At 38.6% G+C, this 13492-nt stretch carries 12 protein-coding genes; 4 read left to right on the top strand and 8 right to left on the bottom strand.

Translation table 11 applies throughout. From position 1 onward, the window contains the following. Window position 1: 1 nt before the first annotated feature. Both HME7025_RS05685 and HME7025_RS05680 read left to right on the top strand, forming a co-directional pair. Entirely contained in the window at window positions 2–439 is a 438-nt protein-coding gene (locus tag HME7025_RS05685) for an OsmC family protein (RefSeq protein ID WP_109322700.1), read from the top strand. Window positions 440–442: 3 nt separating this feature from the next. After that, window positions 443–1237, top strand: coding sequence for a thymidylate synthase (locus HME7025_RS05680; RefSeq protein ID WP_109322699.1), 795 nt, complete (start codon window positions 443–445; stop codon window positions 1235–1237). Window positions 1238–1324: 87 nt separating this feature from the next. Here HME7025_RS05680 and HME7025_RS05675 read toward each other — a convergent pair whose 3' ends face one another. The 7 genes from HME7025_RS05675 to HME7025_RS05645 all read right to left on the bottom strand — a co-directional run bounded on the left by HME7025_RS05675 (window position 1325) and on the right by HME7025_RS05645 (window position 10427). Continuing rightward, window positions 1325–2287: an AAA family ATPase gene (locus tag HME7025_RS05675; protein ID WP_109322698.1), complete on the bottom strand. Its 963-nt coding sequence runs from the start codon at window positions 2285–2287 to the stop codon at window positions 1325–1327. Continuing rightward, window positions 2287–3645, bottom strand: coding sequence for a peptidylprolyl isomerase (locus tag HME7025_RS05670; protein WP_109322697.1), 1359 nt, complete (start codon window positions 3643–3645; stop codon window positions 2287–2289). The genes HME7025_RS05675 and HME7025_RS05670 overlap by 1 nt, the downstream gene beginning before the upstream one ends. Window positions 3646–3652: 7 nt before the next feature. Next, window positions 3653–5908 carry a peptidylprolyl isomerase gene (locus HME7025_RS05665; protein ID WP_109322696.1) on the bottom strand — a complete coding sequence of 752 codons (2256 nt, stop codon included), beginning with the start codon at window positions 5906–5908 and terminating at the stop codon, window positions 3653–3655. A gap of 88 nt (window positions 5909–5996) precedes the next feature. Further along, entirely contained in the window at window positions 5997–6677 is a 681-nt protein-coding gene (locus tag HME7025_RS05660) for a hypothetical protein (RefSeq protein WP_109322695.1), read from the bottom strand. Next, window positions 6674–7723, bottom strand: a complete 1050-nt coding sequence (locus HME7025_RS05655) for an agmatine deiminase family protein (RefSeq protein ID WP_109322694.1) — start codon at window positions 7721–7723, stop codon at window positions 6674–6676. The genes HME7025_RS05660 and HME7025_RS05655 overlap by 4 nt, the downstream gene beginning before the upstream one ends. A gap of 1 nt (window position 7724) precedes the next feature. Next, on the bottom strand, window positions 7725–8492 hold the full coding sequence (locus tag HME7025_RS05650) for a type III pantothenate kinase (RefSeq protein WP_109322693.1): 768 nt from the start codon (window positions 8490–8492) through the stop codon (window positions 7725–7727). A gap of 3 nt (window positions 8493–8495) precedes the next feature. Next, the gene (locus tag HME7025_RS05645; protein WP_109322692.1) at window positions 8496–10427 is read right to left on the bottom strand and encodes a nitrilase-related carbon-nitrogen hydrolase; all 1932 of its coding nucleotides are present in this window, start codon (window positions 10425–10427) and stop codon (window positions 8496–8498) included. A gap of 412 nt (window positions 10428–10839) precedes the next feature. Between HME7025_RS05645 and HME7025_RS05635 the strand changes: the two genes are divergently transcribed. Together HME7025_RS05635 and HME7025_RS05630 are read left to right on the top strand one after the other, a co-directional pair. Continuing rightward, a complete protein-coding gene (locus HME7025_RS05635) occupies window positions 10840–11487 on the top strand; it encodes a 7-carboxy-7-deazaguanine synthase QueE (RefSeq protein WP_226998287.1) in 648 nt (215 codons plus the stop codon). Between the two features lie 3 nt (window positions 11488–11490). Continuing rightward, the gene (locus HME7025_RS05630) at window positions 11491–12738 is read left to right on the top strand and encodes an OmpA family protein (protein ID WP_109322690.1); all 1248 of its coding nucleotides are present in this window, start codon (window positions 11491–11493) and stop codon (window positions 12736–12738) included. Between the two features lie 155 nt (window positions 12739–12893). Here HME7025_RS05630 and HME7025_RS05625 read toward each other — a convergent pair whose 3' ends face one another. After that, entirely contained in the window at window positions 12894–13394 is a 501-nt protein-coding gene (locus HME7025_RS05625) for a septal ring lytic transglycosylase RlpA family protein (RefSeq protein WP_161956213.1), read from the bottom strand. Window positions 13395–13492: the final 98 nt, after the last annotated feature.

The following is a 13492-nucleotide window of genomic DNA, read 5'->3' as shown; positions in this document are numbered from 1 at the left end:
CATGGAAGTTGTATTAAATCGAGTAGATCAAGATTTTCATTTTGAAGCCAGAGGCAGTTCTGCTGTACCTGTTCATATCGATGCCGCCGAGGGAATTGGTGGGCATAATGCTGGCGCTAGACCCATGGAATTACTCCTAATGGGTTTAGGAGGTTGTACGGCCATTGATGTCATCTTAATTTTGAAAAAACAAAGACAAGTAGTAGATGATTTTCAAATTAGGGTTTCTGGTACTCGCGAGAAGATTGAAGGAACGGAGAAAACACCGTTTAGAACGATTAATATTCAATTTGAATTAAAGGGAGAAATTGATGGAGGAAAAGCATTAAAAGCCATCCAAATGTCCATGGATAAATATTGCTCAGCTACTGCTCAATTAGAACCTAGTTCTGTGATTACTCATACCCTATTGTTGAACGGCGAAGCCTTCGAAATTTAGTCCATGAAAGTATATTTAGACTTATTACGTCATATCAAAGAAAACGGTACCTTTAAATCGGACCGTACAGGTACAGGAACTTTAAGTGTTTTTGGTTATCAAATGAGGTTTAACTTGGAGGAAGGATTCCCCATGTTGACCACTAAAAAAGTACATACCAAATCCATTATCTATGAATTGTTGTGGTTCTTGAAAGGTGAAACTAATATTCAGTACTTAAAAGAACATGAAGTTTCTATTTGGGACGAGTGGGCGAATGAAAATGGAGATTTGGGGCCAGTATATGGTAAACAATGGCGTTCGTGGGAAGGTCCCAATGGTCAGGTCATTGACCAAATCAAAGAGGTTATTCATACCTTAAAAACCAACCCAGATTCTCGAAGAATCATTGTTTCTGCTTGGAATGTAGCTGATTTACCTAAAATGGCCTTGATGCCTTGTCATGCCCTATTCCAGTTTTATGTGGCCGACGGAAAGCTGTCTTGTCAGCTATACCAGCGCTCAGCTGATGTTTTCTTGGGTGTTCCATTTAACATTGCTAGCTACGCACTTTTAACGATGATGATAGCGCAAGTCTGCGATTTAGGCTTAGGTGATTTTGTTTGGACAGGTGGAGATACTCACCTATACTCCAACCACATGGAACAAGTAGAAAAGCAATTGTCTCGAGAACCGAGAGCTTTACCTCAAATGAAAATTAACCCAGCAGTGAAAGATATCTTTGAATTTACTTACGAGGATTTCACGCTTGAAAACTATGACCCGCATCCGGGCATTAAGGCTCCGGTGGCCGTGTAAATGTAGAATGGAGAATGTAGAATTATCAATAACTTGACAGTGAATAGAAATGATTAATTTAACCAATTAATCTACATTCTACATTCTTCATTCTACAATAATCCTCCTCACCACTTCTGCGGCATTTAATCCCTGTGACTCAGCTTTGTAGTTCAAAATAATACGATGTTGAAGAACAGGCACTGCAACAGCACGTACGTCTTCAACATTGGGTGAAAATCTACCTTGCAATAAGGCGCGGCACTTGGCTGCCAAGATTAAGTTTTGAGATGCTCTAGGACCAGCTCCCCAAGAAATATAAGAATTAGTCACATCGGTAGCCAAAGCAGAATTGGGTCTTGTTTGATGAACCCACTTTACCGCTGTTTCAACTACATGATCAGGAACGGGAACTCGTTTTACTAATTGCTGATATTCCAATAAAGTATGTGCATTCAAAATAGATGCTGGCAATGTCTCGGCATTGGATTTCTCTGACATGCGGACTACAGCCACTTCTTCTTCATAAGATGGATAATCCAAGACCAACATAAATAAGAAACGGTCTAGCTGCGCCTCTGGAAGTGGATACGTTCCTTCTTGCTCAATGGGATTTTGCGTAGCTAATACAAAAAATGGCTTAGGTAAAGGATAACTCTCTCCTGCCACCGACACAGTCTCTTCTTGCATAGCCTCTAATAAGGCAGATTGCGTCTTAGGAGGGGTACGGTTGATTTCATCGGCCAACACGATATTGGAGAAAATCGGTCCACGGTTAAACACAAAGTTGCGTTGGGCATCCATCACCTCCGCTCCAATTATGTCAGAAGGCATCAAATCGGGTGTAAACTGAATCCGACAAAACTCTAAATCTGTCAATGCAGCTACGGTATGTACCAGACGTGTTTTAGCTAATCCAGGAACACCTACTAATAAACAGTGACCTTCGCAAAATAATGAAATAAGGAGTAAATCAATAATTTCATCTTGACCAACAATTCGATCTGCAACAGCCGTTTTAATACGCTGGAAATCCTTAACAAATGATTCGGCTAATTGTACGTCGTTCATTATTCTCCTGTTACACTACCCGTCAATAAATTACAATCTTTAAATTCATCATCAATAAAAATAAAGACATCATCTTTGGCCTTCATAAACCATTTTTCAACTGCCTGATTCTTTTTACGTGTTAAAGCAATGGCTGCAATTTTTTGATAATCATCTTTCAAATTGGCAAAGTGTGGTGGGTGTTTTGCTTTAAAATACAATACACGAACAGCACTTCTACCATCTTCTGTACGGTAAGGAATGGGGGTTGAAATAGTCCCAACTTTCATCGAATCCAATGAGAAATACAAACCTGGCTCCATGCCACTATCAAATGGCATACGTGTCGTACGAGTACCTGGATCGATCAACATACCACCTGCATCTTGTGTAGGTTTATCTTCTGAAAATTCTCTAGCAGCCCGATCAAACTTGATGGAATCCCGTTGAATCAACACGCGAATACTGTCTAAAAACTTAGTTGGTTCTGTTAAATCAAGTTTCTGGTAATCAGGGCGTAATAAAATGTGTCTCGCATGATATTCTTGTCCACGAATCTCCAATAACTGAATCAAGTGAAAACCAAATTCCGACTCTACTACATCCGACATGACTCCTGGCTTTAATTTTAATGCTGCTGCCTCAAAAGGTGCCACCATTTGTCCACGCTTAGAAAAACCTAAATCTCCTCCACGTTTACCACTACCTAAATCTTCCGAATATAATTTGGCTAATTCTTCAAAACTCTCCCCTTTTTCTATCCGTTTGCGATAATCCAATAATTTAGAAATTAACTCTTCTTTTTGGTTTTTATTTGGCTGCGCTAATCTAACAATATGTCCAACTTCCACTTCTGAAGGAAGGTATGGCAATGAATCCGTAGGAATGGCGGCAAAGAAAGCAGCTACCTCCTTAGGCGTAATTTTCACATCACCTGTAATTTTATCTTGCATTTTACGACCAGTCAATTGCTCTTTTAAAGAAGTTCTTAAATCATCTTTTAAATTAACAATCGACTTACCAAATGCCTCAACTATGTTTTTAGTAGATCCGTATTGCGTTTCCATTTGATCCATGCGGGAATTTAATTCCATTTCCACGCGCTTATCTTCTACAATTACGGAGTCAATTTCAGCTTTGGCCAACATCAACTTATTAATGACCAAACCTTCTAACAACTGACAGCGCGTAGGAGTATTGGCCTGTCCACTCGACAAATACTGCTGATATTGCTGCTCAACTTCTGATTTAAGAATATAATGATTGTCAACCTTGACAATAATCTTATCTAATAAAGTCCCTTTACTAGCCTCTTGCGCGAATGTTGCCCAAGACAGCATCAACATCACTCCTCCAAAAATCCAACGATTCAATTTCATAAATTTTTTATTGCATTAATTTTTGTAATTCCTCCTGCTGAATAACAATCGGATACTTATTCTTCAATTTCTGTAACCACTCCTTATCTAATTGAGCTTGCAAGTCACGAATGATGCTACTTCTACATTCATCAAATGTTTTTACTCGCTGCTCTTCTACTTTTTTAATCTCAAGATAAACATAACGGCCATCATATTCCAAATTCTTTTTACCCACTTGCCAGCTTTGTGCATCTAAAACAGGGATTTCTCCCTTTTTAAAATAACCTTCGGTAGCTTCTAAACTTTTAGGCTTGATGGCATTAAAGCGCTTAACGACATCATCCATCGACTGTGAAAATAACCGAAAACTCACTCGAGCATTCTTTGCTTTATCTGTTTTGGAAGCAGAGACTAATTTCCCTTCATCCTTTTCAATGAAACGTACGCTACTAATTCCTTTGCTTGATAAAAATTTTACCACCTGATTAACGCGGCCTTCCGACAAGGTGTCCTTTTCTGTCCCATCAATATGTCCCGTAACTTCAACCACATAATCACGGTTTTTACTCATTAACAATCCCAGTTCCTGCAACACCTTTTTGGCATTAGCAGTCAATTCGGATTGTCCTAATTTGAATAAAATATCAGGATAACGTTTGTTCATCGGGTATGGAGCTGATTTAAGCAATTCCATGGCATCGGCCAATGTCTTAGCATTATCTGATGAAATCAATTTTGCTTCCGCTCTTACGGGCATGGTAAACATGGACATATTTTGCTGATAATAAGCATGTTGACGCAATGAATCTAATGACTTTTCAAAGATTTCACGGTCCGTTATTTTACTCAGCAAGCTACCTTCCAAAAACTCTGCCATTTGCTCTTTAAAAGCTGGGTATTTAGTTTCCAAATGCTGTTCTTCAGCTTGTAAGGTCTGCGAATCAATGAACTCATCCAACCAAGTGGCTTCTGATACAGCCGGTAAATAACCTAATTCCTTGACTTTTCTACGCTGTTGAGCCACAATAAACTGATAAAATTCATTGATGGTAAACGATTTATCCAAGACTTTAAACAGTGGAAACTGAAGCCATGGTTCATCACCTACTCTATCACGCGCAAATCGTTCCAAAGCCATTTTCTTCGATTCCTCCAATATAGCCACGCGATTTTCAACGCGTACACGCTTCATGAATGACTGTCGAATGAGCGCACTACGTTCAGGATCAGTATTTACTTTTTGACGTAGATATTCAGCCATCTCTTCATAAGAAAGAAGCGGTTTTTTATCCAATAATTTAAAAATTTGCCAACCTAAATTGGTCCGAATAGGCTCTGAAATATCGCCTAATCGTTGCAAACCAAATAATTTATCTTGTAACTCTTCACTTAAATCAGAAGAATAATACCAGCGACGTAACTCCCCACCTCGGCCTTTAGAATAAGGATCCTCAGAATAATTCCGACAAACGTCTTCATAGCTTTCTCCCTTTTTCAAATAGGCTTCTACTTGCTCTATTTTCTTTTTTGCTTCCACTTGAAACGGTGTTCCAGCTTCTACTGGTACTGAAATAAGAATATGAGCTAAGCGTATCTTTCCTTGGTTAGGACGTTGCTTCAATATTTTGATTAGATGATATCCACTGGATGTTCTAACAGGGGCCGAATATTCTCCAATACCCAATTGATATACCTTATTTTCAAAAGCATATTGAGTTTGCAAACTGGTAACAAAGCCCAAAATCCCTCCCTTTTTGGCCGTTAATTCATCATCTGAAAAGCGTTGTGCTAAGGAAGCAAAATCTTCACCAGCTTTCAGTTTCTTATATAAATTCTCGATTTTTTGATAGGCAATTAATGTATCTCCTGGGCTAGGATTAGCGGGTAATTTCACTAAAATGTGGGCCACTTGCTTCTCATCTTTCAAACGTTGATAAGCTTCTTTAACCAAGGCATTTACCTTTTCACTGTCCACTAAATAGGGACTTGCCAACTCTTTGCGAAAACTAGCATATTCTTCTTGAAATCCAGGAGTATCAGCTAATTTCTCATCTTCTGCAGCAACTAATTTCAATGATAAGTCCAGATAATCAGATAAAAATTTATTCTTGTTATCTGGTTTAATACTATCACTTTCAATCAAACGACGGTAAATCGATGAAAATTGAGCGGAACTGATTTTTTTAGGTCCAATTTGAATAGGAAATCCCTCTTGAGCCAAGGAGCTTGGAAGGTTAAAAAGAAGATATATAGATACTACTAAGTAAAAACGAAAGCGCATAGTTTGCCAATTTTGCTTGTCCAATGGGTTATAAACGACAACAAGCTTATAAAATTACGAATAATCCCTAAATAAACCCTTTAATTCATCAATCCCTTACGCTTATTTCATAAGAGAAATCATAGTGATAGTCATTGAGCATCTTAGGTCCACTTTTCCAAGTCCCTTTTTTATTCATGCTAGCCACCTTATCCCAAGTAATTTGCATCTCTGAAATACCTAAGCGATCATTTCCATCCCATTTACTCCATAATTCCATTCCCAATCCACTTGCCCTTAAACCCCACATAAACCAGCCGAATGGATTCGTAACAGAGGACAATTCCAATAAGGAAACAGGAACTTGCAACACTCCTCCCCATTGATTGACTTGCCGTAATAGCTGCTGAACTTGTTGATAATCATCCACTTCCCACAAAGTCACTTGAACTCCCAAGCTTTGACCTGGTTTCAATTTGATTGACAAAGGAGGAATATCTTTCAAATTAATGATAGCCCCTTGTTTTACTTTACCAAGATAATGTGATGCCTGCTGAATCTGTACAACTTGTTGATTTTCAATAGATACAATAGAATAAACCAGTAAAAGCTCATCTGCTTGAGTCATATTTTCTTGAATATTTTTTGCCCCAATTTGATTCCAACGAAAATTCACCAGTTTATCTTGAATAACAATCTTCTTCTCTGGCACAACTGTTTTAACGGGTATTGCCTCTTTTCGACAAGAAATCAAGAATATACCTAGAAAAAAAATGATGTATTTCCTCATAAAGCGGCCTTAGGCTCTTGCTGAGTCAAACAATGAAAGCTTCCTTGTCCCCAAATAATTTCTCGGGCTGAAAGTCCTATCACTGGCCTATCCGTAAATAATTGGGATAATATATCTAATGCAAGGGCATCTTGAGGACAATCAAAAATGGGTACAATGACTGCTGCATTACAAATATAAAAATTGGCATAAGATCCGGGTGCTCTAAATTCATCGATCACTACTGCCTCTGGCATGGGTATTTCTATGATATTGAGCGGGCTACCGTCCAATAGCCTCATTTCTTTCAATTCGCTTAAATTTTGAGCTAAAACAGCATGATTTTCATCTTCCACTTTAGGCTCAACCATGGTAATAACCGTATTTTCATTGACAAACCGAACCGTATCATCAATATGTCCATCCGTATCATCACCGACAATCCCATCGCTGACCCATAGTACTTGATCAACTCCGTAATAGTCTTTCAAGTAATTTTCAATCTGTTCTTGGTTCAAATGTGGATTCCGATTGGGATTTAATAAGCAAGATCTGCTGGTCAAAACCGTGCCCTTTCCATTAAATTCAACAGAACCACCTTCCATGATGATACCGGGACTTTGGAATGCCAGTGCTACATCTTTTGCAATAGCTTGAGGAATTTGATTGTCAGCATCAAATGGAGGATATTTTCCTCCCCATGCATTATACCCCCAGTCGACTATTAATCGTTCTGAACTATCATTTTTTATTAAGAATGCTGGACCATGGTCGCGGCACCAAGCATCATTGGTAGGACGTATAAATAATTCAATCTGCTGTGGATCAATGTCATATTTTGGCAATTCCCCTAATATAAAATTCTTCAGCGCTTCAAGATTAACATTAATTTTCACCTTTTCGCCTTGTGAAATAGCCTTAATGAGCGCAAAGTATTCAGGATACATTTGGGACAACTTGTCTCCTTGCCAAGAATGATCATTGTGGGGAAAAGTAATCCAAGTTGCTTCATGTGGATGCCATTCAGCAGGAAAAAAAAAGCCTCTTTCTTTAGGAGTAGATACCATATTAAACCAAATAATTTTCAGAAATCAAACGTAATCCATCTAGCGTGATTAATTTATTCACCTCATCAAAATAGGATTCTAAAGGGGTTAAAATGGATGATAATCCACCAGTAGCCAATACTTTGACATGTTGACCTTTTTCATCTTTCACTCGATGAATCATTTCTTTCACCATACCTACATAGCCCCATAATATACCTGATTGAATGGCACTAACTGTATCAAATCCCAAGGCTGAATGAGGCATTTCGAGTGGTACTTCTGGCAATTGAGCTGTTTGAGAAAATAACGACTTTACGGCAGTTTTTAATCCAGGAGCGATGGAAACTCCTTCCATTTTCCCATGAGCATTCACCAAAGTAAAAGTTAATGCTGTTCCAAAATCAACAATCAACACATCAGCTTGATAAGCATGATGCGCATAAACAGCATTTGCCACTAAATCAGAGCCAATTTCATCAGGGGAAATAATATCAATGGGGAATTTCTTATACAATTTAGGTGACATGATATCAGCCGATACTGCCAACCAATTTTCTAGCCCTTTTTGAACATGATACGAAACGGATGGAACTACGGAAGAAATGATCAATTTTTGAGGTTTCAATGAACCAATATTTTTCTCGGACCATTCCTGACGAATCCAATTCTCCATGCGCAAAGTTGTCCATGGCTGATGCGTCGGCGTTCTTAATATCAATTTCCATTCACCTTCGGAATAAAATCCAAAGACAATGTCTGTATTACCAATATCAACTACTAAGAGCATTTGTTAAGGTTTTATATCTTTTTCTAATCCAGCGGATAAAATAGGGAATCGAAGCCACGACTTAGGATCCAAACTATAGTCGTCCACGTGAAAACCAGGTGCATAACGCTCTCTTTTCCATTGGTTTCTTGTCCATAATCGGAAAAATCTAGAACAAAAGATCGTTAGTTGTTCTTCTGAAAAATGAGTCCCATATTCCTGAATCAAGTTTTTCAAACAGATCTCAGGCGATAATTTATCATAAAAAGCCCAGCGCTCGATGGAATTCAAAATTGGGTAAGGCATTAAATCCTCCTCATCTATTTGCTTCGATGTCAAAGGTCTTAATTCTGCACTTGGTTCTAGAGAATTTACATGCGATAAACCTGACAATGTTAATGTCCCATCCAATCCAACTTTTTCCATCCAAATAAGCCATTGACGAATAAAAGTCTTGTCAATCCCTGCAATGGGAGAAATTGAACCCGATGTATCTCCATCCATCGTGGCATATCCAACTGATGCTTCAGAACGGTTGGAAGTGGCTAATAACAAGGCATTATTGATATTAGCTAGCATCCAAACACTTGGGCTTCGTAAGCGTGCCTGAACATTCTGTAAGGTAATATCATCTTGTTCCCAGCTTAAGCTTCGCCCAATGGCTTGCTCAATGATCCCTCGATATTCTTTCACTAGAACATCAATATTCCAATCGTAATGTGTTGTTCCAATACATTCGGCTAATGCTTTCGCGGAAGCTCTCGTATTATCGGATGAATTTACTGTTCCTTGGTAAGCCGTAGTTAATATTCGAGATACTAATTCCTTTTCGGATTGAACTTCTTTCATCCAAGGTAGGTAGTCCAGTTTTTCTTGGATTCCTGTCCATGAAAGTTCTTGACTAGCCAAGCGAACCGCCAAGAAACACAATGCTGAAATAGCTGAAGAATCTGCTCCTCCTGATAGGGAAATTACCCAGCCAAACGATTTAGATTTTCGGAGATAATCCCATAAGGCCAAACTGACAGCACGAGCAAATTCCTCTTCTTTGAGATAGCTAGATTTTTCCCATGCAGCCGCTTCAAATGCAGGAAACTCTCGAACTGAATCAAAACTTGGAATATTGGCTATTATGACATCCTTACCTGCATCGTTCCTCTCTTTTAGATCCAAAGAGGCTATAATCAATTGACCGTCCTGAAAACTGAATCGGGAGGATTCGGCAATAATTTGTCCTTTATGTACAATGTAAGCATCCCCATCAAAAATGGTTCTGCCAGATTCATTACCTAATAAATTCACAAAAACATAAGCCCCTTGAATGATTTTAGATCCTTCAATACTTAAACCTTGACGTGTTTTAGATTTAGAAAAGGCAAAATGTGAGGCTGTTGGGCTACAAATTACCGATACTCCTCGCTTGGCCAAAGCATGAGCAGGTCTATTTTCACCTTCCCAAGCATCTTGGCAAATTTCTATCCCCATGGTTATTCCATGAGCATGAATGCGATAATCCCCCATTGGGATATCACCTAGATTTGTAGAAATATGAGTTATTTTCCCGGCTGGCCATGGGCTAAACCACCGCGTTTCATAATGTACACCGTCATTGGCTAAATGTTGCTTGGGGATTAAAGCAATTAATTTCCCATGAGCCAAGCAAGCAGCCACATTATATAATTTACCTTCAAAAAATACAGGCAATCCTACCCACACTAATATGCGTTGGGTATGAGGGAGCAGTTGAACCAAAGATTCCCAAGCTTTCTCTGAGGTATAAGCAGATAAAAACTGATCCTCGCAACCATAACCTGTCAAACATAGCTCAGGCAAACAAAGTATGTTTGCTTGTTGCTGTTGGGCATGTTGAATGAGGTCTATGATTCGGGCTTGATTTCCTTTCCAATCCAAAGGTATTTGGTTGAGAACCCCGGCTGCTAGTGCAATTTTAGGCATAGTGATTAACGGGGTTTCTTGGAACTAACACGATCAGCTGGTTTATAAAATTGATACCAAGCTCTTTTCTTTGTAGGCTTATTAGGACCTATGGTCGCGTAGTTGGAGGTTCTCACGTGCTTATAGCGTGGAGTCCACATCCAAGAAAATGCTTCTCTAGGCCGATAGTAACTTTCTCCATGGCGGTGTTCTACCCGCACACGACACGTCTCTCTGGGACAGCGCGCTGACCAACAAGAACTCATCCCTACTGTCAGGAAGGTTCCTATAAAAAACATCCAAAAAATACGGAATGTTTGATTCTTGATCATTTTAAGAGAAAAATAAAAAATCGATCCTATTTATTTAGAACGATTTCTTATTAGTTAAATTACAAATCAAAGCTTAATTTTACTTAGAATTTTAGCCTTGCATGCAATCAAACTCCAAAGATATAAAATCAGTTCTAAAAAGAGATGCTTTTGAGTATCCAGTCATGGAATCTTTTTACACGATTCAAGGTGAAGGAAAATTTCAAGGACATGCTGCCTACTTTATTAGATTGGGAGGCTGTGATGTAGGCTGTCATTGGTGTGATGTGAAAGAATCATGGCCGATTGATACCCATCCAATTAAAACAGTAGCCGAATTAGTTCAAGAGGCATCCCAATTTTTAGGTAGAATTGTTGTGATAACCGGTGGAGAACCTTTGATGCATAATCTCAATCCTTTAACGGAAGCCTTACAAGAAGCTGGATTTAGAACACATATTGAAACTTCAGGAGTAGGTAAACAAATAACAGGGGTATGGGATTGGGTATGTTTTTCACCCAAAAAATTCAAAGAACCGAATCCAGGCATTTTTTCTTTGGTCGATGAACTGAAAGTTGTCATTTTCCATCCTTCAGATATTGCTTGGTCACAAACTTGGACAGACAAATTACCGTCAGAAAGCCTTTGGTTGATGCAACCAGAATGGTCGAAACAAGCTGATATGAATCCTTTGATTGTGGATTTTGTCAAAGAAAATCCTCGTTGGCAAATTTCTGTTCAGACCCATAAGTTTTTACAAATCCCTTAACACATGCTGGCTGCTTGGATATTTTCATTCAGTATTTGGGGATTATCCGCAGATAGCCTAAGCTCGACTCCCATCAGCGAGCTCAATCTTCAAAAAGCCCAATATTTCCCGCATTACTCACACGCTAGAAAAGAAATCTATTTTACTTCCCGAGCTGATCGGGCAGATGAAGAATTACAAGTAGCTAGTTGGGATGGGGAAAAATTCATCAACCCTCAAGCTTTAACCAGTATCAACCAAGAAAGTAACGATGGTACAGCTAGCCTGTCAAAGGATGGCAACACGATGATATATTCAGGATGCGGATACCGTAATAGTTTTGGAGGTTGTGATTTATATGAAAGTAATTGGGTCAATGGTAATTGGACTAAACCTCGCAATCTTGGAATACTCATTAATTCTCACGATTGGGAAGGGCAACCATGCCTAAGTCAAGATGGCCAAAAACTCTATTTTTCTTCTGACCGACCAGGTGGATTGGGCAAAAGAGATATTTGGATGAGTGAAAAAGATGCCCAAGGTCGATGGAAAATGGCCGTCAATTTAGGTTCTCAAATCAATAGTTCAGATGATGAGCAGGGCCCCTATTGGTTGGAAGAGCCCGAAGTATTGGTCTATTCTAGCGATAAAAAAGGTGGCAAAGGAGGGTTGGATTTTTACCAAAGTCAATGGGAAAATAAGCAATGGAAAATGCCCGTGAATATTTCTGAATTAAACAGTTCAGGAAACGAAGCAGGAATATGCCTTGGTATACTTGAAAATGAATATTTCATTTCCAGAAATAAAGTTGGCCAGGTCACAGAAGATGAGCTTCATCGTGTAACTATTCCTACTTCTATTTGGCAGATTAAAAAAACGGCCCCAATTCAAGTTGAACCAGTTGTTCCTGAGGTTCCTATAATCAAATTTCAAGACGTAAGTTTTGATGATATACAATTTGCCTCAAATCAGTGGACTATCTCTACTCCTATTCCTGCTAGTTTAAACAAGCTTGTAAAATTCTTGCATGAAAATCCTCAACAAAGAATAGAAATCAGAGGCCACACGGATGAAGTTGGCCAAGCCAAATTCAATCAGATTCTTTCTGAAAAAAGAGCCAATTCCATCAAACTTTACTTAATTACTCAAGGTATTGAAGCTACAAGAATTCAAACTAAGGGCCTTAGCTTTCTAAAACCTAAAGTAGCACCTAATCAAGCAGAAGCGAGAAAGTGGAATAGAAGGATTGAGATTGTGCTTTTGAGTGATTAGGGGTCTGTGTTTAGTTATTAGGGTTTAGAGATTAGTTATTAGGGGTTAGTGATTAGTTATTAGGGTTTAGTGATTAGTTATTAGAAATATTCTTTGATTTCTCTAAAAAAAACCTAAACCCAAATAACTAATCCCTAATAACTAAACCTTTATCCCTATCTCTTCTTTTTTTTCTTTTTCTTAGATTTCTTCTTCTTCGCCTTTTTGACATAGACCGTATAAGGATGCTCTTTTAAAATGAGGCTATCCCTTTTTTGCAAGAAGCTTAAAAGCGTATCCCGTAAATCAGCGTCTTCTAATAGACGAATTTGAACAGGAGCTATACCAGCCCCTACAATTCCTAATTCTTTGGCGGCACTAAAAGAAACATCAATCAATAAACGTCTTTGATGTGGACCACGATCATTTACCCGAACATAAGATTTGATTCCCGACTTAGTATTGGTGATTTCCAACCAGGTTCCCATGGGATATTTTCGGTGGGCAGCCGTGAATAAATAGGAATTATAACGTTCACCGCTATATGTCTTTTTACCACTTAAATTTTTATGGTAATAAGAGGCTTTTCCTTGTTGATTTTGAGCTAAGATTCCTTCTACCGACACTCCCATGAAAAGGAGGACAAAAAGAAAATATGGCTTGAATTGTAATGTCATGCATTCCATTTAAGCTTGCAAATTAGCCCTAATCCCTCATTAAACCAAAAAAGCCCTTCATGTGAAGGGCTCTTGGCTTGTTAAAAATCGTTAGACAA

Origin of the sequence: Aquirufa nivalisilvae, from assembly GCF_003143535.1 — a bacterium.
GTDB classification, from domain to species: Bacteria; Bacteroidota; Bacteroidia; order Cytophagales; family Spirosomataceae; genus Aquirufa; species Aquirufa nivalisilvae.
The sequence above is the reverse complement of the archived record's forward strand: the minus strand, read 5'-3'. Positions and strand labels throughout refer to the sequence as shown.